Origin of the sequence: Paraburkholderia sp. MM5496-R1, from assembly GCF_050436205.1 — a bacterium.
Classification (GTDB): Bacteria; Pseudomonadota; Gammaproteobacteria; order Burkholderiales; family Burkholderiaceae; genus Paraburkholderia; species Paraburkholderia tuberum.
Genome location: NZ_JBNDLT010000003.1, coordinates 2,548,550 through 2,569,819 on the forward strand (window position 1 = coordinate 2,548,550; position 21,270 = coordinate 2,569,819).

Genomic DNA, 21,270 nt, shown 5'->3' on the forward strand with positions numbered 1-21,270 from the left:
CCGCAAACCGTTAAAACCGTCACCGATCTCACGCGCAAAAAAGACTGCCTTGATCAAAGGAGTTTCTCTTGCTTTGCTCCGCACTCCGCCTGCGTAGTCGTGCCGTATCGCTTCTGATCACCGGTTTGCCGCTCCTGCTTGCCGCCTGCAACGAGCGGTCGCAGACTCCCACCGCCGCGTCGATGCCACCGGTTCCCGTGCTGGTCGAAACGGTTTCCACCACCCCTGTCGCCGATATCGTCGAGTTGCCTGGCCGCATCGAGGCTGTGCGCACCGCCGAGATTCGCGCGCGCGTCGACGGCATCGTCCAGCGCACGCTCTATCGGGAAGGCACGGACCTGCCGGCCAACGCCCCACTCTTCCAGATCGACGCGAGCGACTATCGCGCGCAGTTGCAGCAGGCGCAGGCCGCGCTCACACGCGCGACCGCCGTGCGCGACAACGCGGCGTCGGTGGTGGACCGGTTCAAGCCGCTCGTCGGCCGTCATGCGGTCAGCGCGCAGGAATACGACGCCGCGCTCGCGACCATGCAGCAGGCGCAGGCCAATGTCTCCGATGCGCAAGCTGCGGTTTCGCTTGCGCAATTGCGGCTCGATCGCTGCATCGTACGCACGCCGATCGCCGGACGCGCGGGCCGCGCGCTCGTCACCGAAGGCGCGCTCGTCAGCGCGGGTGCGGCCACGCTGCTCACGCAGGTCAATCAACTGACGCCGATCAACGCGGTGTTCACGCAGTCGAATACCGCCATGCTCGACGTCGAGCAGGAGATCCAGTCGGGCGCGCGCAAGCCGACCAGCATGAAGCACGTCGAGGTGCAACTGATCCTTGCCAACGGCCAGCTCTACAACGAGCGCGGTTTTCTGGACTTCGCCGATCTCGTCGTCGATCCGTCGACCGGTACCCAGACGGTGCGCGCGCAGTTCGCGAATCCGGACCGCACGCTGTTGCCGGGGCAGTTCGTGCGCGGGCGCATCATCGCGGCGGGCAATGTGCGGGGCATCCGTATTCCCGAGCGCGCGGTGCAGATCGACCACGGCATTGCAAGCGTCGCGTTGGTCGCCGACGACGGCACCGTGGTCCGCCGAAATATCGATCTCGGCGAGCAGGGCGAAGGACGCTGGACCGTGCGCGACGGTCTGAAGCCCGGCGAGCGCCTGATCGTCGATGGCTGGCAGAAGGTGCAGCCCGGTCAACGGGTCGACGCGCGGCCCGCCCCCGATGCGTCGCCAGCGGCGCATTCGGCCGCGTCCCCTGCTCCCGCTTCGACCGCGCACTGACGGGCTCGCCGATGAATCGATTCTTCGTCGCCCGGCCGGTCTTCGCGTGGGTCATCGCCCTTTTCATCGTGCTGTTCGGCTCGATCGCGCTCGCGCTGCTGCCGGTCGAGCAGTACCCCGACGTCGCTCCGCCGTCGCTCACCATCAGCGCGGTCTACAGCGGCGCGGACGCGAGCACGCTCGAGCGTACCGTCACGTCGATCGTCGAAGACGAGCTGAACGGCATCGAGAATTTCCTGTACATGTCGTCGGTGAGCCGCTCGAACGGCACGATGCAGATCACCGTGGTGCTAAAGCCCGGCACCGATCTCGACATCGCGCGCACTCAGGTGCAGGACCGTCTGAGCCGCGTCGAACCGCGCCTGCCGCTCGAAGTCCGTCAGATCGGCTTGAGCGTGACGAAGGCGTCGTCGGGCTTTCTGATGCTGCTTGCACTGCAGGCGACCGACGGCACCACCGACGCCGTCGCGATGGGCAACTTCGCGTCGAACAACATCGTCAACGAGCTGCGCCGTATCGACGGCGTCGGCGACGTGCAGCTGTTCGGCTCGTCGTACGCGATGCGGATCTGGCTCGATCCGCGCAAGCTCGCGGGCTTTGGGCTGTCGGCCAGCGAGGTGCTGCAGGCGATCCAGGAGCAGAACAGCCAGACCGCGGGCGGCAGCCTCGGCGATCAGCCGATCGCGCCGGGCTCCGAGTTCACCGCGCAGATCGTCACGCAAAGCCGCTTCACGACGCCCGAGCAGTTCCGCGAAATCATCGTGCACGCGAATCCGGATGGCTCGACCGTGCGGGTGGGCGACGTCGCGCGCGTCGAGCTCGGCAACGACAGCTACGGCAACCGCCTGACCGTCAACGGCAAGGCGTCGGCCGGGATCGCGATCCAGCTCGCGAGCGGCGCGAACGCGCTCGCAGTCGCCAACGCGGTGCGCCAGCGCATGGCCGAATTGCAGCCGATCTTCCCGCGCGGCGTCGCGTGGACCGTGCCGTTCGACACCACGCCGTTCATCACGACCTCGGTGCATGGCGTGATCCGCACGATGGTCGAGGCGCTGTTGCTCGTGACGGTCGTGGTGTTCCTGTTCCTGCAGGACTGGCGCGCGACCGTGATCCCGACGATCGTGGTGCCGATCGCGTTGATCGGCACGTGCGCGGGGCTCTACCTGTTCGGGCTGTCGATCAACATTCTGTCGCTGTTCGGCATGGTGGTCGCGATCGGTATCCTCAACGACGACGCGATCGTCGTCGTCGAAAACGTCGCGCGCATCATGCGCGAGGAAGGGCTCGGCGCGCCGCGCGCAACGGTGAAGGCGATCGGGCAGATATCGGGCGCGGCGATCGCGAGTACGCTGGTGCTCGTCGCGGTGTTCATTCCGATGGCGTTTTTTCCGGGCTCGACGGGCGGCATCTACCGGCAGTTTTCGGTCACGCTCGCGGTGTCGATCCTGCTGTCGACGATGTTGGCGCTGACACTCGGCGCGGCGTTGTGCGCGGCGCTGTTGCGCAGCGAGGCGGCCGCCAAAGAGCGGCCGAAGAACGCGGCTTCGCGTCTGCTGCATCGCGTGTTCGACGGCTTCAATCGTGGGCTCGACGCGGGCACCACACGCTATATCGTGGGCGTCGATGCGATGCTGCGCTCGCCGCTGCGCTGGCTGCTGGTGTTCGTCGCGGCCTGCGCGATCACCGTGTTTTTCTTCACGCGGCTGCCGACAGGCTTTCTGCCGACCGAGGACCAGGGGCATATCTTCATCACGTATACCGGCCCGCCGGGTTCGACCGACCAGCGCACGCAGCGCGCGATCGACCAGGTCGAGGCGTTTCTGCGAACCCAGCCGCAAGTGCGCAACGTCGCGTCCGTCACGGGCTTCAGCTTCTTTGGCCAGGGGCAATCGGCGGCCCTGTCGTTCGTCGATCTGAAGCCGTGGGACGAGCGCTCGGGCGAGGCCAATTCGGCGAGCGCGCTGGTGCGTCGCGCGAATGCGGCGTTTCGGCAGATTCCCGAGGCGATCATTTTTGCGCTCGACCCGCCGCCGATTCCGTCGCTCGGCAACGCGACCGGCTTCACGATGAAGATCCAGGATCGCAGCGGCATCGGCGGCGAAGCGCTGCAACAGGCCGCGCGGCGGATGATGATCGAGGCGTCGCAAAGCCCCCTTCTCACGGGCGTGCGCGCCGAGGGCATGCCGGAAGCGCCGCAACTGTATGTCGACATCGACCGCGTGAAGGCGCGCGCATTAGGCCTGCAAATCGGTCAGGTCAACCAGGCGCTTGCGCTGACGTTCGGCTCGAACTACGTGAACGACTTCGTGTTCGAGGGCAACGTGCTGCGCGTGCTGTTGCAGGCGGACGCCGAGCAACGCATGCGTGCCGAGGACGTGACTTCGCTGCGCTTGCGCAATAACCGCGGCGAGATGGTGCCGTTCTCGGCGTTCACGCGCGTGCGCTGGATTTCCGGACCGCAGCAGCTCGAACGCTATAACGGCTTTCCGTCCGCGACGCTGTCGGGTCAGGCCGCGCCCGGCCGCTCGAGCGGCGCGGCGATCGCCGAGATGGAGCGCATCGCGTCGCACGTGTTGACCGGCAACCTGACTTACGAATGGACCGGCACCGCGCTCGAGGAAAAACAGGCGAGCGGCCAGATCGGCATGCTGCTCGGGCTGTCGCTCGTGGTCGTGTTCCTGTTGCTCGCGGCGCTGTACGAGAGCTGGGCGATTCCGGTCGCGGTGTTGCTGATCATCCCGTTCGGCGTGATCGGCGCGGTACTGTTGACGATGCTGCGGGGACTGTCCGCGGACGTGTATTTCAACATCGGCCTCGTGACGATCATCGGCCTTGCCGCGAAGAACGCCATTCTGATCGTCGAATTTGCGATCAAGGAGGAATCCGAAGGAAGGGACGCGCTAGCCGCCGCCAAAAGCGGCGCACAGCAGCGTCTGCGCCCGATTCTGATGACGAGCGTCACGTTCGTGTTGGGCATGCTGCCGCTCGTGCTCGCGACCGGCGCGGGCGCGGCGAGCCGCCGCGCGGTCGGCACCGGCGTGATGGGCAGCATGCTGACCGCGACGATGTTCGGCGTCTTCTTTACGCCGCTGTTCTACGTCGCCGCGCGACGCTGGCTGAGCCGCAAGAAACGCAGCACCGATCTCGACGATGACGATCTGCCGACAAGCATGCCGCGCGATTCGGGTGGAGGGCAGCGCGATGCGTAAATGCCTTCATGTGCGCCTGGTGCTGCCCCTCTTCTGCTGCTCGCTCGCCGCCTGCAACTTTGCGCCGAACTATCAGCAGCCCCAATTGCCGATCGCGGATCGTTTCGACACGACGGAGACCGCCAATCCGGCCGCCGCGCATCTGGCAAGCGAAGTCGACTGGCAGACCTTCTTCGCCGATCCGCAACTGAAGCTGCTGATCGAGGCGGCGCTCGAGCATAACCGCGATCTCGCCGCGTCGATCGCGCGCATCGAGCAGGCGCGCGCGTTTTATCGCATCCAGAACGCCGCGCGTTTGCCGCAGGTCAATGCGAACGCGGGTGCGACCCGCACCAGGGCGCCACTCGGTTCGTTCGATCCCGAGTTCGACAACACGGACATCTCGGTCCAGTTCAACCAGTACAACGTGCAGGCCGCGGTGACGTCGTTCGAACTCGACTTCTGGGGGCGCGTGCGCAACACCAGCGAAGCCGCGCGGCGTCGATATCTGGCCACCGTCGACGCGCAGCACGCGTTCCGTTTGTCGCTGATCGGCAATGTCGCGTCGCACTACTACGCGATCCGCTCGGGCGAGGAAGGCATCGAGCTTGCACAACAGACGCTCGACAGTCGGCGCTACGCGCTGGAAGTCGCGAAGATGCGGCTCGACGCGGGCGTCACGTCGATGGTCGATTACGACCAGGCGGCCATTCTGGTCACGCAGGCACAGACGCAGCTGGCCGAGCTGCAACGGACCACCGCGCAGCAGCGCCATCTGCTCGAGGTGCTGATCGGCGGGCCGCTCAGCGGGTCGCTACCGCCGGCGCCGCCGATCGCCGACGCCGCGCAGTTCCGCGAGCTCGATGCGGGCCTGCCCTCCGCACTGCTGATCGACCGGCCGGACATCCAGCAGGCCGAGCAGCAACTGCGCGCAGCCAATGCCGACATCGGCGCCGCTCGCGCGGACTTTTTTCCACGCATCGCGCTGACGGGTAGCTTCGGATATGTGTCGCCCGAACTCGGCGATCTGTTCGTGCCGGCCAAGCAGGCGTGGTCGTTCGGCGCGCTGGTCGGCATGCCGATCTTCGATGCGGGACAGCGCCAGGCGCAACTATCGCAGGCGCGCGCGCGACGCGACGAACTGGTCGCCGATTATCAGCGCACGGTGCAGAACGCGTTTCGTGAAGTGTCCGACGCATTGGTCGCGCGACAACGCTACAAGGAACAGATCGCGGCGCAGGAACAGGCGGTGCAGGCGCAGCGGCAACTCGCCGAAACGGCGGAGCTGCGCTACGAAAACGGGATCTCGATCTATCTCGAGGTGGTGGATGCGCGACGCAATCAGTTTGCCGCCGAGCAGCAGCTGATCCAGCTTCGGGCGACGGCCTTGCAGAACGGGGTGTCGCTTTACGTCGCATTGGGGGGCGGGCCCGACGAGCCGCGGAACGTCACGCAAAGCACGTCTCACGCTGAGGGGGGCCACCCGTCCAACTGAGGCACGCGCGCCACAGCAGCGCGTCGTGCCCGCCGCCGGCATTGCACCGGCGGGTTCTACTCATCAGCCAAGCGTTACGTCGACCGATGCTTGTTCACCATCGCGCACCACGGTGACAGACACGCTGTCGTCCGCCTGAGCGATCATGCGGCGCAGTTGCTCGACGCCGTGAATCACCTTGCCGTCGACCGCAACGATGATGTCGCCCGCCTGAATGCCGGCTTCGGCGGCCGGACCGGTGGACTGCTGCACCACCACGCCGCCCGGCAGCTGCGCTTGCTGCTGTTCGTCCTGAGTCAGTGCACGCACGGCGACGCCGAGACGCGGACGGTTTTGCTGCTGCGGTTGTTCCTGCTGCTCTTCGCGTGGCGCGGCCGACGCCATGTCCGACGCTTGCTGCGCGCCCACCGTCACCGCCAGCTTGCTTTCGCCGCCGTTGCGCCACACGCTGATCGTCGCTTTGCTGCCCGGCGACAGTTGCGCGACCTGACCGATCAATTCGGTCGTGTTACCAATATGCTTGCCGTTCACGCCGACGATCACGTCGCCCTCGCGCAGACCGGCTGCGTGCGCGGGACCATTCGGATCGACCGAGCCGACCAGTGCGCCGCCCGTCGAGTCGAGGCCGAGCGCCTTGGCCTTGTCGGCGCTGAGCGGCTGCACGCCCACGCCGATGCGGCCGCGGCTCACGTGACCGGTACTCACGAGCTGGTCCTTCACGTGCATCGCCGCGTCGATCGGGATGGCGAACGACAGTCCCTGGAAGCCGCCGGTGCGCGAGTAGATCATCGAGTTGATGCCGATCACTTCGCCGTTCAGGTTGAACAGCGGACCGCCCGAGTTGCCCGGGTTGACCGGCACGTCGGTCTGGATGAACGGGATCGGGCTATCGTCGGAGAACGAGCGCGATTTCGCGCTGATGATGCCCGAGGTCACCGTGCTGTCGAAGCCGTAGGGCGAGCCGATCGCCACGACCCATTCGCCGACCTTGCTGCTGTCCGGGTTGCCGATCTTCACGGTCGGCAGATTGGTCGCGTCGATCTTGACGACGGCGACGTCGGTGGCCTTGTCCTTGCCGATCACGCGCGCGTGGAATTCGCGGCCGTCGGTGAGCTTCACGGTCACGCTGGTCGCGCCGTCGACGACGTGATTGTTGGTCAGGATGTACCCGTCCTGGCTGATGATGAAACCCGAGCCGAGCGCTTCGCCGCCGCTCTTGCGTTGACCGTTCTCGTCGACCGACGCGGCTTGTTTCACGCCGATATGCACGACCGCCGGGCCATAGCGCGTCACGATGCTGGAGAAGTCCGGTGCCGACGAGCGCGAGCCGACGACATCCGCCGCCGCGTGCAGCGACGACGTCGGGCCCTGCGCGTCGTTCACCGACGCATCGGCATTGCGATGGCTGAGAGCGTACGCGCCGCCGATTGCGAGGACGACGCAGATCGCAGCGCTACCGCGCCAATAGTTTTTGGTGGTCATAGTCAGGGAGTCTTGCGGAGGGTTACGTGGAGGATGCGTAATGTAGTGGCCTCCACTTAAAGCAGACTTAAAGATGGTGTTCGATCAGAATGCGCGCGCAGGCCTTGTTTTAGGCGCTTTTTGCGTGTCGTGCGGCGGCGTCGCTTTATCGTGCCTGACCAGTAATTTCCCCAGGATTGACCCCACCCAAAGCGGTTCCGATAATAACCATATTATGGACTTTTTATCCACAATGTGGACATTGCTTTTTTCTGCACACTTCGCGAGGAATTTCCCATGCCAGAGGCCAATCAATCCGACCTGACGCCGTACCAGCTACCGTTCCCGAAGGAAGCGCAAAAGGAAATCGTCGTGCCCTTCGCGATTCCGACCGACGAACGCGTGTGGGTCCCGCAGGCAGAAAACGTGTCGTTCCGCCCACTGTGCCTGAATGCGTCGCAGGGATACTGGATGAATCTGCTGCGCGTACGCCGCTCGGGCGTGTTGAGTCGGCATCGTCATCCGCAGGCCGTGCACGGCATGGTGCTCAAGGGCCGCTGGCGTTATCTCGAGCATGACTGGGTCGCGACCGAAGGCAGCTACGTGTACGAGCCGCCGGGCGAAACGCATACGTTATATGTGCCCGAGGACGTCGAGGAAATGATCACGTACTTCCAGGTCAACGGCGTGATGTTCTATTGCGATCCGTACGGGAACTACACCGGTTACGAAGACGTATTCACGAAGATCGACATGTGCCGCAAGCACTACGCGGCGGCGGGCCTCGGCGAAGACTACGTCGAGCAGTTCGTCCGGTAAAAGGCCGCGCAAGCCCCAACAGAACCAACAGCCAGGACACCGCAATACCGACAGGCACGGCAACACCATTCCCACACAGCAGGATCCATTGCGCAGGAGACAAACATGCTTCAGAAGTCGCAGCGTCTGAAACGTATCCAGGTGGTCGCCGTCGTCTTTCTGACGGTGGCGGGCATCGTCAATTATCTCGACCGCAGCACGCTGTCGATCGCGAATCATCTGGTCAGCGAGGAATTGCATCTGTCCGCTTCGCAGATGGGGCTGCTGCTGTCCGCGTTCTCGTTGTCGTATGCGTTCGCGCAGTTGCCGGTCGGCGCGCTGCTGGACCGTTTCGGATCGCGCGTGATGCTCGGCCTCGGCATGCTCGTGTGGTCGATCGCCCAGGTCGCGGGCGGCTTCATCCAGACGCTCAATCACTTTCTCACGGCGCGCGTCGTGCTCGGCATCGCCGAGGCGCCGCTGTTTCCGGCCGGCGCCAAAGTCGTCAGCGAATGGTTCGCGGTCCGCGAGCGCGGCACGCCGATCGGCACCTTCATCTCGTCATCCACCATTGCGCCGATGATCGCGCCGCCGCTGCTCACGGTGCTGATGCTTTCCTTCGGATGGCGAACGATGTTCGTCATCATGGGCGTGGTCGGCGTTGTCGTCGCGCTCGCGTGGTACCTCGTCTATCGTAATCGCAGCGAAATCGCGCTGACCGAAGAAGAAACCGCGCATCTGAACGAAGGCGCGACCGGCCAGGAGAACCCGCAGGGCCTCAGCTGGTCCGAATGGGGCGCGCTGTTCAAGCTGCGCAACACGTGGGGCATGATCTTCGGCTTCATGGGCGTGATCTACATGGTGTGGCTCTATCTGACGTGGCTGCCCGGCTATCTGGAGCGTGAGCGTCATCTGAGCATCGCGCACACCGGCTGGCTCGTCGCGATTCCGTATGTGTTCGGCACGATCGGCATGGCGAGCAGCGGCGTGATCGCCGACTATCTGTTGAAGCGCGGCATGGCGCCGATCCGCAGCCGCAAGTGGCCGCTGTGCGTCGGTCTCGTCGGCGCGGCCGCATTCACAGTGCCGGCCGCCTACACACCGAGCACGACGCTCGCGATCGTCTACGTGTCGCTCGCGATGCTGTTCGTGAACCTGTCGAGCGGCAGCGCATGGGCGCTCGTCAGCGTCGCCGCGCCGCGACATCTGGTGGCGTCGCTCGGCAGCATGCAGAACTTCGGTGGTTATCTGGGCGGCTCGTTCGCGCCGGTGATCACCGGCATCGTCGTCGATCGGACGCATTCGTTCGTCAACGCGCTGCTGATCAGCGCGGCCGTCGCGTTCGCGGCGGCGCTCGTCTATCTGTTCGTCGTCCAGGAAGTGGCGCCCGCGCCGCTCGCGAGCTCGATCGAGACCCAACCCACCTGAGGCGGCTTCTCCCATGACATTCCAGAACCAGCTCCTCGAAGGCAAGACCGCGCTCGTGACCGGCGGCTTGTCCGGTATCGGCGCGGCGATCGCCAACACGCTCGCGCAGCTTGGCGCGCACACGGTGGCGGCTGGTTTGCCGCTGCCCGAAGGCACGCCCGATACGCTCAATCGCGAGATTGCGCGCGTCACGCTGGATGTCCGCTCGGGCAACGCCGTCACGGCCGCGGTGAACGCGTTCGAGCGCCTCGACATCGTGGTCAACTGCGCCGGCGTGATCAGCCGCGTCGAAGAACATCGGCTCGACGTGTTCGAACGCGTGATGGATATCAATCTGAACGGCACGATGCGCGTGTGCGCCGCCGCGCGCGACTCGTTGAAGGCGTCGGCGGGCTGCATCGTCAATACGGCGTCGATGCTGAGTTTTTTCGGCGGCGGTCTCGTGCCGGCTTATAGCGCGAGCAAGGGCGCGGTGGCGCAGCTAACGAAGTCGCTCGCGATCGCCTATGCCGCCGACGGCATTCGCGTCAATGCGGTCGCGCCGGGCTGGATCGCAACGCCGCTCACCCAGGCGTTGCAGGACGACGATGACCGCTCGCTGGCGATTCTGGAACGTACGCCGCTGCGTCGCTGGGGCACGCCGGAGGAAGTCGCGCAGGTCGCGGTGTTCCTGTGCTCGCCGGCGGCGTCGTTCATGACGGGCGCAATCGTGCCGGTCGACGGCGGATATCTCGTCGCGTGATCGAGTCGGCGCGTGAAGCGGCGCCGCCGTCGTTCGACGCCATCGATAAAGGCATAATTGCGTACCCCTGCTCTGCCCTGCCTCCGTGTGATGTCGAGTTCCGCTTCCAAACCCCGTTCCCACGCCGGCGCCGCCGGCCATGATGCTGTCGGGCACGCCGACAACAAAGCCGACTCCAAGGCCGTCGCCGGCGCGGCCGCGTTCTCGAAGTTCATCGCTGTGCTGCAACTGATCGCCGATGCGCCAACGCCGCCCAACGTCGCGAAGCTGAGCGCGGCGAGCGGCTATCCACGCCCGACCGTCCATCGCATCGTCGCGGCTTTGCAGGCTGAAGGGCTGATCGTCGCGAGCGGCAGCGCCAACACCTTCGGCCTCGGACCGCGCCTGATCAACCTTGCGAGCCATAGCTGGGAGCGCTCGGATCTGCGGCTCGCGGCCGTCGATGCGTTGATGGCGTTGCGCGACTTCACATCGGAGACGATCCACCTCGCGGTGCCCAGCCAGGGCGAGATGGTCTACATCGAAAAGCTCGAAAGCCCGCACGCGGTGCGCATGGCATCGCGCATCGGCACGCGCGTGTCGCTGACGTCGAGTTCGGTCGGCAAGGCGTATCTGGCGACACTCAGCGTGGCCGAGCGCGAGGCGCTGCTGAAGAACGCGCCGCTCGAGCGTTTCACCGAGCACACGCTGACCGACCTCGACGCCGTGCGCCGCGAGCTCGACGCGACCGCGCAACGCGGCTACGCGGAAGACCGCGAGGAGAACGAAGTATCGATCTGCTGCTACGGCGCCGCGATTCGCGGCCCGGACGGCCGCGCGGCCGGCTGCGTGAGCATCAGCATGCCGACCTTCCGCCGCCGCGACGATGTGCAAGCCACTTACATCGAGCCGCTGCTTGCGGCATGCCGCACGATCGCGGCGCGGCTGGGGCCGGCGAGCGGCAGATAGCGGACGATAGTGCGGCCGCGCCCGCCGATAAACTGCTATTCTTGCTGTCGCGCGGCCGCTCTGGCCGCCCGCCGCGTGCAAGCGGCAGACCCCGACAAGCTCCCGGCGGCGCTCACGCGCCCGCCTTCGCAAAGACAGGAATACGCATGTTCGGTTTTCTGCGCGGCTACTTTTCCAACGACCTGGCAATCGACCTCGGTACGTCGAACACGCTGATCTACATGCGCGGCAAGGGCATCGTTCTCGACGAGCCGTCGGTCGTGTCGATCCGCCAGGAAGGCGGGCCGAACGGCAAGAAGATCATCCTCGCCGTGGGCCGCGAAGCGAAGCAGATGCTCGGCAAGGTACCGGGCAACATCGAGGCGATCCGCCCGATGAAAGACGGCGTGATCGCCGATTTCAACATCACCCAGCAGATGATCAAGCGCTTCATCCAGATGGCGCACGAGTCGCGGCTGTTTGCGCCATCGCCGCGCATCATCATCTGCGTGCCGTGCGGTTCGACCCAGGTCGAGCGCCGCGCGATCAAGGAGGCCGCGCACAGCGCGGGCGCCTCGCAGGTCTATCTGATCGAGGAACCGATGGCCGCGGCCACGGGCGCCGGCCTGCCGGTGTCGGATGCCACCGGTTCGATGGTCGTCGATATCGGCGGCGGCACCACCGAGGTCGGCGTGATCTCGCTCGGCGGCATTGTGTACAAAGGTTCGGTGCGCGTCGGCGGCGACAAGTTCGACGACGCCATCGTCAACTACATCCGCCGCAACTACGGCATGCTGATCGGCGAGCAGACCGCCGAGGCGATCAAGAAGGAAATCGGCTCCGCGTTTCCGGGCTCCGAGGTCATGGAGATGGAAGTCAAAGGCCGCAACATGTCCGAGGGCATTCCGCGCAGCTTCACGGTGTCGAGCAACGAAATCCTCGAAGCACTGACCGATCCGCTGAATCAGATCGTGTCGTCGGTGAAGATCGCACTGGAACAGACGCCGCCGGAACTCGGCGCGGACATCGCCGAGCGCGGCATCACGCTCGCGGGTGGCGGCGCGCTGCTGCGCGATCTCGACCGTTTGCTCGCCGAGGAAACCGGCCTGCCGGTGTTCGTTGCAGAGGCGCCGCTGACCTGCGTCGTACGCGGCTCGGGCATGGCGCTGGAGCGGATCGAGAAGTTCGGCAGCTCGTTTTCCTACGATTGATGCGCGTGCCGAACGCTGAACGATGACGACCCTGCCAGCCTACGAGCCGCCCGCCGACGAAACCGAGCTGCTGTTGAAATGGATTCGCCGCGCGCGCGAATCGCAGATGAGCCATTACGACATGGCGGATCTGCTGTCGGCGCGCGAGCGCCGCATGGGCTGGCTCGTGACCGCGTTGACCGCGTTCGTCGGCACGGCGGTGTTCGCGTCGTTGAGCGCGCCGCCGGTGTCGATCGAGATGCGGATAGTCGTTGGGCTCGTCAGCGTGGCGGCGGCGATGTCGGCCGCATTGCAGACGTTCCTGCGCTATGCGGAGCGTGCCGAGAAGCATCGCGCGGCCGGTGCGCGCTATGGCGCGGTGCGTCGGCGGCTCGAAGCGGTGTTTGCCGGCGACACCGATGCGCGCGAAGCGCACTACCTCACCGGGATCCGTACCGAACTCGACCGTCTCGCCGAAGACTCGCCGAACGTGCCGCCGCGGATCTTCTATCGCACGCAGCGCACGTTGCTGGCGGACAGGCCGCGTCGGCGTGATGCGTGAAACAGGCGGCCGGGCGCGCCTTCGCCTTCGTTTCCGTTTCCGTTTCCGTTTCAGATCACAGATCGTCCGCGCTGATGCCCAGCTCGGTCGCCATGCGCCGCACGACGGCCTGCAGACGGCTGACTTCATCGGCGAGACGCTTCTGCTCGGCCTTCAACGCCTCGAATGCCGACAGCGGCACGCTGTCGTCCTCGGCGAGCGCGGACTGCGAGGCTTCGGTGATGCTGAACTCGCCGCACAACAGATGCATCCAGCGATTCTCACGCTCGCCCGCCATGCGCGGCAGCCGGACGACGCGAGGCGGATCGTTCGCGGCCAGCTCGTCGAGGAACGCCTCGACTGACGAAATATCGGCGAAGCCATGCAGGCGCGCGCTGTTCAGGCGCAATTCGGCGGCCGTTTGCGCGCCGCGCAGCAGCAGCGTGGTCAGCAGCGCGATCGACTGTCCCGGCAGCCCGAGCACGCGGTTCATGTTGTGCTCGAAGCGCGGCACGCGGCTGCTGCTGCCCTCGAACACGAGGCTCAGGCGTTTCAGGCCGTCGACGGCGGTCAGCACCTCGGCCTCGGTCGCGCTCATCACCGGCGCGCGGCCGGTCTTCTGATTGCAGCCGAGCGTCAGCGCGTTCAGCGACAACGGATAACTGTCGGGTACCGTGTGCTGTTTTTCGACGAGCACGCCGAGAACACGTCCTTCGAGCGCAGTCAGCGCGCGCAGCGAGGGTCGGGAAGGAGCGTCGGGAGTCGAATTCATGGGATTGCGAGGTCTCGTGGAAGATGCGCGCGCCGTTCGCGGCTGGACGGCGCGTTCTGTCAGGTGGGCACTATGATAAACGCGGCGAGCCCGGCGCGGCGAGCGAATCTACGCTGCCGGCGAAGCGCGCACGCCGGCAAAACCCGCCACATCTGCTAGTGTGAGTTGATCGACATTCTGTTTCGCGGAGACGCCATGCGGTCCACAAGCTCGAGATCGAGCGAATCTGCCCGCCTGACCGACGCGCAGATCGCCGCCGAAGCAGCGCGCCGTCTCGCGTGGGATTCGGCCGTGCCGCCGCGCGCCGTGCGCGTGAAGGTCGCGCGGGGGCGCATCACGCTGTCGGGCGAGCTTCAGCGCGAAGCACAGCGCGCCGCGATGCTCGAAGACGTCACGCGTCTGTTCGGCGTCACTTCAGTCGCGGACCGGACCGTCGTCCGCAAGGGCTGACCTCAGTCAGGCGAGTCAGCTCCCGCCCGCTTGCAGCCGCGCCTTCGAGCAACGGTGTTTCGTCGTTGGCCGAGTGGGCGAACAGCCCGCACTTCAGCGATGACGACCCGCTGTTCAGCACGAGGATCGTCCGTTCCTGATCGTGGTCGTGCATGGGCGCCTCCTCGCTCAGCCTTTCCACGTCCAGTTGCGGATTTCCTCCTTGTCGATCCCTTCCTCGTGTGCATACGCGAGATGCTCGATGATCTGCCCGCGCAGCCACTCCTTCGTATGATCGCCGACGCCGCGCAGCGACGGCACGCGATCGATCGCATCGATCGCCAGCGTGAAGCGGTCGACGCCGTTGATGATCGCGAGTTCGAGCGGGGTATTGATGTTGCCCTTCTCGTTATAGCCATGCACGTGCATGTTTCCGTGATTCTGACGGTTGTACGTGAGCTTGTGCACGAGCGCCGCATACGAGTGGAAGTTGAAGATCACCGGCTTGCTGGTCGTAAACAGCGAATCGAAATCGCGGTCGGACAGTCCATGCGGATGCGCATGCTCGGGCATCAGGCGGAACAGATCGACCACGTTGACGAAGCGGATCTTCAGCGTCGGGCAGCGCTCCTTCAGGATCTGCACGGCGGCGAGCGCTTCCATCGTCGCGATGTCGCCCGCGCATGCGATCACGACGTCCGGCTCGACGCCCTGATCGGTCGACGCCCAGTCCCAGATGCCGATGCCCTTGGTGCAATGCGTGACGGCCGCGTCCATGTCGAGATAGTCCAGGTGCGGCTGCTTGTCGGACACGATCACGTTCACGTAGTCGCGCGAGCGCAGGCAGTGATCGGCGACGCTCAGCAGACAGTTCGCGTCGGGCGGCAGATAGATGCGCACGACGTCCGGGCTCTTGTTGGTGACCACGTCGAGAAAACCGGGGTCCTGGTGCGTGAAACCGTTGTGATCCTGGCGCCACACGATCGACGTGATCAGCAGATTGAGCGACGGCACCGGCTGCCGCCAGCCGAGCTCGCGCTTGGCTTTTTCGAGCCACTTCGCGTGCTGGTTGAACATCGAGTCGATCACGTGCACGAACGCTTCGTAGGTCGCGAAGAGTCCGTGACGGCCGGTCAGCGCATAGCCTTCCAACCAGCCTTCGAGCGTGTGCTCGCTGAGCATTTCCATCACGCGGCCATCGGGCGACAGTTCGCCGCCGTCGGCGTCGCCCGGTTCGAGCGCGGCGAGCCAGGTCTTGCCCGACGCTTCATAGACCGCGTGCAGCTTGTTGCTCGAAGTTTCGTCGGGACCGAACAGCCGGAAGTTCGACATGTTGTTGCGCATCACGTCGCGCAGGAACGTGCCGAGCACCGCGGTCGGCGACGTATACGCCGCCGCCGGTTTCTTCACGGCCACCGCGTAGTCGCGGAACGGCGGCATGTCGAGCATCTTGCACAACAGTCCGCCGTTCGCGTGCGGATTCGCGCTGATGCGGCGCGCGCCCTCGGGCGCGAGCGCGCGCAGTTCTTCGACAAGCCGGCCGTTCGCATCGAACAGCGTTTCGGGGCCGTAGCTGCGCAGCCAATCCTCGACGATCTGCAGACTCTTGCGATTGCTCACCGCATCGGCCACCGGCACCTGATGCGAGCGCCACGAGCCTTCCACCTTGTGACCGTCGACTTCCTTCGGCCCGGTCCAGCCCTTCGGCGAGCGCAGCACGATCATCGGCCAGCGCGGCCGCGTCGTGTCGTTGTTCTGCCGCGCATGCTGCTGGATCGCGCGAATTTCGCCGATGCATTGTTCGAGCGTCGCGGCCATCTGCTGATGCATCGTGTCGGGATCGTCGCCTTCGACGAAATACGGCTTGTGCCCATAGCCGACCATCAATGCTTCGAGTTCCTCACGCGGAATGCGCGCGAGCAGCGTCGGGTTGGCGATCTTGTAGCCGTTCAGATGCAGCACCGGCAGCACCGCGCCGTCGCGGATCGGGTTCAGGAATTTGTTCGAATGCCACGACGTGGCGAGCGGGCCGGTTTCCGCTTCGCCGTCGCCGATCATCACGGTGACGATCAGCTCGGGGTTGTCGAACGCGGCGCCGTAGCCGTGCGACAGGCTGTAGCCGAGTTCGCCCCCTTCGTGAATCGAGCCCGGCGTTTCGGGCGTGCAATGCGAACCGATGCCGCCCGGGAACGAGAATTGCCGGAAAAAGCGCCGCATACCGGCTTCGTCCTCGCTGCGGTCCGGATAAATTTCCGAGTAGTGGCCTTCCAGGTAGCAGTTCGCGAGGCTCGCGGGGGCGCCGTGGCCGGGGCCGGACAGAAAGATCACGTCGAGATCGTGTTTGCGGATCAGCCGGTTCAGATGCACGAGCACGAAGCTCTGGCCGGCGTCGGAGCCCCAATGGCCGAGCAGCCGGTTCTTGATGTGCTCGGCCTTCAGCGGTTTGCGCAGCAACGGGTTGTCGCGCAGATAGATCATGCCGACCGACAGGTAATTGCATGCGCGCCAGTAGCGATCGAGGTTGCGCAGCGTATCGGGGTCCAGAACTTGCGGTGGGGTGGGATGCGAGGTTGCTTCGGCCATGGCGTCACTCCTCGAAAAGAACTGTCAGGCTGGTTGGCGGATGATGCGGCGCACTCGAAACGAAGCCGGGCGGTGCGAGTCGAATGTACTAAGCTGCTCAAACGGGGGCGAATGCTTTCTACCCCTCCCAGTATGTCGCGCTGAATGTGGCATTCGTGCTGCAACTCCTTGCGCTGTCTGCTTTCTTTTCGTGATTTTCTGCCTCAGGTCAATCGCCGCCATGTCGACATCTCCCAGTGCGCTCAAAGTGCTCGTGGTCCTGGTCCTTACGCTCGTGTTCACATTCCTGGCTGTCGCCATACCGATCGGCATATTCGGGCTGCTGGTCAAGCTGTTCAGCCACGTCTAGCACAGCGGCGCGGCTGCCAGCGTGCGAACGCGAGCGTCACGGAATGTGTATGCTCGCTGAAAGACCGGGCGCGGCATTGGCAATGCGCCGCTCATTCATCGCAAGGAGAGTGCCTTGACCGACCACACCGACAACCCGCCCGCATCGCAACCCGATCCCGAATTGCAGGCGCTCGCGCGCGAAGTCTTCGACCTCGCGCGGCGCGGCGATGCGACGATGCTCGCGGCCGTCATCGAGAAAGGCGTGCCGCCGAATTTGCGCAACGAGCGCGGCGACAGCCTGCTGATGCTCGCGAGCTACCACGGCCACGCCGACGCGGTGCGCACGCTGCTCGACCGGGGCGCCGATGCGAACCTGCGCAACGACGCGGGCCAGACGCCGATCGCGGGCGCCGCGTTCAAGGGCTTCGACAAGGTGATCGAAACCTTGCTCGCGCACGGCGCCGACGTCGAAGGCGCATCGCCCGATGGCCGTACCGCGCTGATGATCGCGGCGATGTTCAACCGCACCGCGATCGTCGATCTGCTGCTCGCGCACGGCGCGGACCCGCATGCGCGCGACGCGAACGGCGTCGGCGCGGCCGATACCCAGGCGCGCCTGAAAGCGCTGGGCGCGTGAGCCCGCGATGTCACCCATGAAACGGCGCCCGCACTGCGCGCGCGGCGCCGCCTAGCTGCCCTTCGCGCTACCCAACAGCGTGTCCACGTCGAGCTCCGCCAACTCGCCGATCCGCCCGACCGTCACGTCCGCGGGCGGATTGCTCGCGATCTGCTTCGCATCGAACGCATAGTGTCCCTGGCGCGGAAACACGGTGGTCAGCTCCGCGCCCCATGCCTTCTTCATCGCGCTCAGAATTCGCAGCTTGTCGTCGACCATCACGTAATGGCGCGCCGGATAGCATTCCATCACCTGGTCGAGCATCAACTCCTTGTGGATGTAGATCAGCACGCGCCCGTCGACTTCGTCCCACAGGCCCGAGCGCGAAATCTTGCGCGGCTGGAACACGACGTCGCCATCCGACAGGATCACCGTCGGCCCGTGCTTGCCGAGATGCCGCAGCGCGTCGAGCGCACCCGGATAGAGCCGGTTCGCAAACGGATACTCGATCAGGAACGACGACATCAACAGCAGGCGCGTGTCGCGTGGATGCTCGGTCCGGTAGCGCTGCAGCGCGCCCAGGTAGTCGGCGTAACCGAGTTCCGTGCGCAGGTTTTCGAAGATTTCCCAATAGCGCGCACTGTTCTCTTCGCCGAACTGGCCCATCATGTGCGCGCGCAGATCCTGCAGCACGTGATCGTTGTCGAGCAGCGTGTTGTCGCAATCGAACAGAAACACGACGTCGTGCGGCGTGGCGGAGCTGACTGGCATCGCGGTTCCTTGTGGCAAGTTCGGCGGGACGGTTCGGCGGGTCGGCGTGATAGCGCACGCGTGGATGGCCTCGGCTACTTCAGCCCGCCGTCCGGCGCAACGGGCTTTTCCGCGTGGCCGCCGAAATCGTGCCGCATCGCCGACAGCACGCGATTCGCGAAATCGGCTTCTCCGCGTGAACTGAAGCGCGCGAACAGCGCCGCGCTGAGCACCGGTGTCGGCACACCTTCGTCGATGGCCGCCGTGACGGTCCAGCGCCCCTCGCCCGAATCCGATACGCGGCCCGCGTAGCCTTTCAGTTCGGTGTCGCTGGCGAGCGAGCCGGCGATCAGGTCGAGCAGCCACGAGCCGATCACGCTGCCGCGCCGCCAGACCTCGGCGATATCCGCGAGATTCAGATCGTACTGATACAGCTCGGGACGGCGCAGCGGCGACGTCTCCGCATCGGCCTCGCGCGCGTGCCGGCCGGCGTCGGCGTGGCGCAGCACGTTCAGACCCTCGGCGTAGGCGGCCATCAGCCCATACTCGATGCCGTTATGAACCATCTTGACGAAATGCCCCGCGCCTTGCGGGCCGCAATGCAGAAAGCCCTGCTCAGCGGTGCTCGCGGCCGCCGCGCGGCCCGGCGTCGCGCTCTGCGTGCCCGCGCCGGGCGCCAACGTCGAGAAGATCGGTTCGAGCCGTTTGACGACCTCAGCCTCGCCGCCGATCATCAGGCAGTAGCCGCGCTCGCGCCCCGCGACGCCGCCGCTCGTGCCGACGTCCACGTAGTGAAGCTGGCGCGCGCCGAGTTGCTGGCCGCGGCGGATGTCGTCGTGATAGTAGGAGTTGCCGCCGTCGATCACGACATCGCCCGGCTCGAGCAGCGGCACGAGCTTGTCGAGCGTCGCGTCGACCACGGCGGCGGGCACCATCAGCCACACGGCGCGCGGCTTGTCGAGCTTCGCGACGAGGTCTTCGAGCGAGCTCGCGCCGGCCACGCCTTCCTGCTTCAGCCTGTCGACCGCCGCCGGCTGCACGTCGTAGACGATGCACTGCTGAGCTCCCCTGGTCAGGCGCCGCACCATGTCGGCGCCCATTCGTCCCAATCCAATCATGCCTAGCTGCATGGTTCGCTCCTAAAGATGCTGCGTTGCGCTGCCCGATTTTCCGGTCATCGTGTTGCGGCGGCGTGGCTGCCCTTAAGCATAGGCGCTGTGTCGCGAGCTACGCCGCATGTACCGAAGCAAGCCGCACTCTTTTGCAGAGGCGCAGCGCGGCTCAAAGTTCCACGCAACTGGAGGCGCGCCGCATCCGCGCGAAAGCGAACGCGGCGGGCTCACGTGTCATTCGCTACGCTCGGGCACGCGGCTGCCGCGGCGGGCGGCCAGCTTCGCGTATTGCTCGGCCGCGACGCGCTTGACCGCGCGCCACATCAGCGGATAGCGATAGCCGGGCACCGCGAACAGCACCAGCGCGCCCAGCGCCAGCAGTCCGCAGAACAGGAACGTGCCGCGATAGCTGAACGCCTGCACGAGCAGCCCCGACAGCACGCCCGACAGGATCGAGCCGACCCGCGCCGCATTGAAGAACAGCGCGGTCGCACGCCCGGGCGAATGCGGCATCAGATCCTGCACGTAGGTCATGCCGAGGCACGAGGTCACGGCGACCACGAACGCGTTCAGCATCTGCATCGGGATCAGCACGCTGACGTTGCCGGCCAGCGACATCGCGACGAAGTACACCGCATGCACGGCCGCGCACGCGGCAAGCCAGTTCGGCTTGTGCAGCGACGACGACTTCGCGCCGAGCGCGAGCATCATCGGGATCTCGGTCAGCGCGCCGAGACCGAGCATCACCGACACGTCGAGATGCGTGCCGTTGAGCCCATGCACGATGTACAGCGGCAGTACGATCATCGTCGCGTTCGCGGCGAGGCCGAGTAAGGTCAGCGCGGTCACCGAGCGCAGGATGTCGTTCGCCGACGCGACCGGCAGTGTTTCGTGCGCGTCCTCGCCGGGCTGCCTCAGCGGCGGCACCGTGATCGACGCGGACGGCTCCGACGCGGTGTCCTCGACCGTGTGATCGCCGAGATGGCTCTGCGGCTCCTGCATGCGCCAGACGATGAAGCCGCAGGTCGCGAAGCTGGCGGCCGCGAACAGGAAGAGTCCGGTGAAGCTCGTCGCGGCGAGCACCAGCGCGCCGACCGCCGGCCCGAACACCCATGCGGCCGAGAGGATCGTACGCAGCGTCGCGCTCGCGAACACGCGCTCGGCAGGGTCGGGCACCGGCAGCGCCGCGCGGCTGAACGAGAACACCATCGAAATCGCCGAACCGCCCGCGCCGATGAACACGATGCCGACCACGAGCAGCAGCCGGTAATCGCGCACCACGCACAGACACAGGTAGCCGAGCGCGGCTGCGATGAGCGCCGCCAGCAATAACGGTCGATGCCGCCCGCTCCGGTCGCTCCAGCGCCCCGCTACCGTGCTTGCGAGCACGCCGCTCGCGGCGATCAGCGTCATGAATACGCCGAGCCGGAACGGCGTCATGCCGGCGCGTTCGATGCCGAACAGAGACAGATACGGTGCGGTGAAGGACATCGCCACACCGAGCATCAGGGTGGCGGCGGCGAGCGGCTTGAAGCCAGGAATGCGAAGCAGGTCGAAAAAACGCGCAGTTTTCAACACGGGGACGGTGGGTCAGGTGGAGCGGGCCTCGATACGCAGCGAAGCGCTCGAAG

Annotated in this window: 18 protein-coding genes; 12 read left to right on the plus strand and 6 right to left on the minus strand. The window is 65.7% G+C overall.

Annotated elements, in window-relative coordinates:
• Positions 1–68 precede the first annotated feature (68 nt).
• The 3 genes from OKW38_RS37845 to OKW38_RS37855 are packed head-to-tail and all read left to right on the plus strand — an operon-like array spanning position 69 to position 5,960.
• Entirely contained in the window at positions 69–1,277 is a 1,209-nt protein-coding gene (locus OKW38_RS37845; RefSeq protein WP_429333892.1) for an efflux RND transporter periplasmic adaptor subunit, read from the plus strand.
• Between the two features lie 11 nt (positions 1,278–1,288).
• Positions 1,289–4,486: a multidrug efflux RND transporter permease subunit gene (locus OKW38_RS37850; RefSeq protein ID WP_429365452.1), complete on the plus strand. Its 3,198-nt coding sequence runs from the start codon at positions 1,289–1,291 to the stop codon at positions 4,484–4,486.
• Positions 4,479–5,960, plus strand: a complete 1,482-nt coding sequence (locus tag OKW38_RS37855) for an efflux transporter outer membrane subunit (protein ID WP_429365453.1) — start codon at positions 4,479–4,481, stop codon at positions 5,958–5,960. The genes OKW38_RS37850 and OKW38_RS37855 overlap by 8 nt, the downstream gene beginning before the upstream one ends.
• Before the next feature lie 63 nt (positions 5,961–6,023).
• Here OKW38_RS37855 and OKW38_RS37860 read toward each other — a convergent pair whose 3' ends face one another.
• On the minus strand, positions 6,024–7,442 hold the full coding sequence (locus OKW38_RS37860) for a trypsin-like peptidase domain-containing protein (RefSeq protein ID WP_429365454.1): 1,419 nt from the start codon (positions 7,440–7,442) through the stop codon (positions 6,024–6,026).
• 276 nt (positions 7,443–7,718) lie between these two features.
• On the opposite strand from OKW38_RS37860, the gene OKW38_RS37865 reads away from it, so the two are divergent.
• The 6 genes from OKW38_RS37865 to OKW38_RS37890 all read left to right on the plus strand — a co-directional run bounded on the left by OKW38_RS37865 (position 7,719) and on the right by OKW38_RS37890 (position 13,068).
• Positions 7,719–8,240 carry a 2,4'-dihydroxyacetophenone dioxygenase family protein gene (locus OKW38_RS37865; RefSeq protein ID WP_429365455.1) on the plus strand — a complete coding sequence of 174 codons (522 nt, stop codon included), beginning with the start codon at positions 7,719–7,721 and terminating at the stop codon, positions 8,238–8,240.
• Positions 8,241–8,345: 105 nt separating this feature from the next.
• A complete protein-coding gene (locus OKW38_RS37870; RefSeq protein WP_090809979.1) occupies positions 8,346–9,647 on the plus strand; it encodes an MFS transporter in 1,302 nt (433 codons plus the stop codon).
• A gap of 13 nt (positions 9,648–9,660) precedes the next feature.
• Positions 9,661–10,389: an SDR family NAD(P)-dependent oxidoreductase gene (locus tag OKW38_RS37875; RefSeq protein WP_429365456.1), complete on the plus strand. Its 729-nt coding sequence runs from the start codon at positions 9,661–9,663 to the stop codon at positions 10,387–10,389.
• Between the two features lie 90 nt (positions 10,390–10,479).
• Positions 10,480–11,337 (plus strand): IclR family transcriptional regulator, encoded by an 858-nt coding sequence (locus tag OKW38_RS37880; RefSeq protein WP_429365457.1) that lies wholly within the window; start codon positions 10,480–10,482, stop codon positions 11,335–11,337.
• A 146-nt stretch (positions 11,338–11,483) separates the two neighbouring features.
• On the plus strand, positions 11,484–12,527 hold the full coding sequence (locus OKW38_RS37885) for a rod shape-determining protein (protein ID WP_013091688.1): 1,044 nt from the start codon (positions 11,484–11,486) through the stop codon (positions 12,525–12,527).
• A 22-nt stretch (positions 12,528–12,549) separates the two neighbouring features.
• Entirely contained in the window at positions 12,550–13,068 is a 519-nt protein-coding gene (locus tag OKW38_RS37890; protein ID WP_429365458.1) for an SLATT domain-containing protein, read from the plus strand.
• Between the two features lie 55 nt (positions 13,069–13,123).
• On the opposite strand, the gene OKW38_RS37895 is transcribed toward OKW38_RS37890, so the two are convergent.
• Positions 13,124–13,819, minus strand: coding sequence for a YceH family protein (locus tag OKW38_RS37895; protein WP_429365459.1), 696 nt, complete (start codon positions 13,817–13,819; stop codon positions 13,124–13,126).
• A 195-nt stretch (positions 13,820–14,014) separates the two neighbouring features.
• On the opposite strand from OKW38_RS37895, the gene OKW38_RS37900 reads away from it, so the two are divergent.
• Positions 14,015–14,269, plus strand: coding sequence for a BON domain-containing protein (locus OKW38_RS37900; RefSeq protein WP_184035143.1), 255 nt, complete (start codon positions 14,015–14,017; stop codon positions 14,267–14,269).
• A 168-nt stretch (positions 14,270–14,437) separates the two neighbouring features.
• Here OKW38_RS37900 and OKW38_RS37905 read toward each other — a convergent pair whose 3' ends face one another.
• On the minus strand, positions 14,438–16,831 hold the full coding sequence (locus OKW38_RS37905; RefSeq protein ID WP_429365460.1) for a phosphoketolase family protein: 2,394 nt from the start codon (positions 16,829–16,831) through the stop codon (positions 14,438–14,440).
• 220 nt (positions 16,832–17,051) lie between these two features.
• Between OKW38_RS37905 and OKW38_RS37910 the strand changes: the two genes are divergently transcribed.
• On the plus strand, positions 17,052–17,180 hold the full coding sequence (locus OKW38_RS37910) for a hypothetical protein (RefSeq protein ID WP_262419862.1): 129 nt from the start codon (positions 17,052–17,054) through the stop codon (positions 17,178–17,180).
• A 114-nt stretch (positions 17,181–17,294) separates the two neighbouring features.
• Positions 17,295–17,798, plus strand: coding sequence for an ankyrin repeat domain-containing protein (locus OKW38_RS37915; protein ID WP_429365461.1), 504 nt, complete (start codon positions 17,295–17,297; stop codon positions 17,796–17,798).
• 51 nt (positions 17,799–17,849) lie between these two features.
• Here OKW38_RS37915 and OKW38_RS37920 read toward each other — a convergent pair whose 3' ends face one another.
• From OKW38_RS37920 to OKW38_RS37930, 3 genes are all read right to left on the minus strand, one after another.
• Positions 17,850–18,548 carry an HAD family hydrolase gene (locus tag OKW38_RS37920; RefSeq protein WP_429365462.1) on the minus strand — a complete coding sequence of 233 codons (699 nt, stop codon included), beginning with the start codon at positions 18,546–18,548 and terminating at the stop codon, positions 17,850–17,852.
• A 74-nt stretch (positions 18,549–18,622) separates the two neighbouring features.
• The gene (gnd, locus tag OKW38_RS37925; protein ID WP_429365463.1) at positions 18,623–19,657 is read right to left on the minus strand and encodes a phosphogluconate dehydrogenase (NAD(+)-dependent, decarboxylating); all 1,035 of its coding nucleotides are present in this window, start codon (positions 19,655–19,657) and stop codon (positions 18,623–18,625) included.
• 216 nt (positions 19,658–19,873) lie between these two features.
• Positions 19,874–21,217 (minus strand): sugar efflux transporter, encoded by a 1,344-nt coding sequence (locus OKW38_RS37930; RefSeq protein WP_090809960.1) that lies wholly within the window; start codon positions 21,215–21,217, stop codon positions 19,874–19,876.
• Positions 21,218–21,270: the final 53 nt, after the last annotated feature.

Coding starts and splice junctions, on each gene's coding strand:
- OKW38_RS37850 (WP_429365452.1), top strand. CDS start 1,289: ATGAATCGATTCTTCGTCGCCCGGCCGGTCTTCGCGTGGGTCATCGCC.
- OKW38_RS37855 (WP_429365453.1), top strand. CDS start 4,479: ATGCGTAAATGCCTTCATGTGCGCCTGGTGCTGCCCCTCTTCTGCTGC.
- OKW38_RS37860 (WP_429365454.1), bottom strand. CDS start 7,442: ATGACCACCAAAAACTATTGGCGCGGTAGCGCTGCGATCTGCGTCGTC.
- OKW38_RS37865 (WP_429365455.1), top strand. CDS start 7,719: ATGCCAGAGGCCAATCAATCCGACCTGACGCCGTACCAGCTACCGTTC.
- OKW38_RS37870 (WP_090809979.1), top strand. CDS start 8,346: ATGCTTCAGAAGTCGCAGCGTCTGAAACGTATCCAGGTGGTCGCCGTC.
- OKW38_RS37875 (WP_429365456.1), top strand. CDS start 9,661: ATGACATTCCAGAACCAGCTCCTCGAAGGCAAGACCGCGCTCGTGACC.
- OKW38_RS37880 (WP_429365457.1), top strand. CDS start 10,480: ATGTCGAGTTCCGCTTCCAAACCCCGTTCCCACGCCGGCGCCGCCGGC.
- OKW38_RS37885 (WP_013091688.1), top strand. CDS start 11,484: ATGTTCGGTTTTCTGCGCGGCTACTTTTCCAACGACCTGGCAATCGAC.
- OKW38_RS37890 (WP_429365458.1), top strand. CDS start 12,550: ATGACGACCCTGCCAGCCTACGAGCCGCCCGCCGACGAAACCGAGCTG.
- OKW38_RS37895 (WP_429365459.1), bottom strand. CDS start 13,819: ATGAATTCGACTCCCGACGCTCCTTCCCGACCCTCGCTGCGCGCGCTG.
- OKW38_RS37900 (WP_184035143.1), top strand. CDS start 14,015: ATGCGGTCCACAAGCTCGAGATCGAGCGAATCTGCCCGCCTGACCGAC.
- OKW38_RS37905 (WP_429365460.1), bottom strand. CDS start 16,831: ATGGCCGAAGCAACCTCGCATCCCACCCCACCGCAAGTTCTGGACCCC.
- OKW38_RS37910 (WP_262419862.1), top strand. CDS start 17,052: ATGTCGACATCTCCCAGTGCGCTCAAAGTGCTCGTGGTCCTGGTCCTT.
- OKW38_RS37920 (WP_429365462.1), bottom strand. CDS start 18,548: ATGCCAGTCAGCTCCGCCACGCCGCACGACGTCGTGTTTCTGTTCGAT.
- gnd (WP_429365463.1), bottom strand. CDS start 19,657: ATGCAGCTAGGCATGATTGGATTGGGACGAATGGGCGCCGACATGGTG.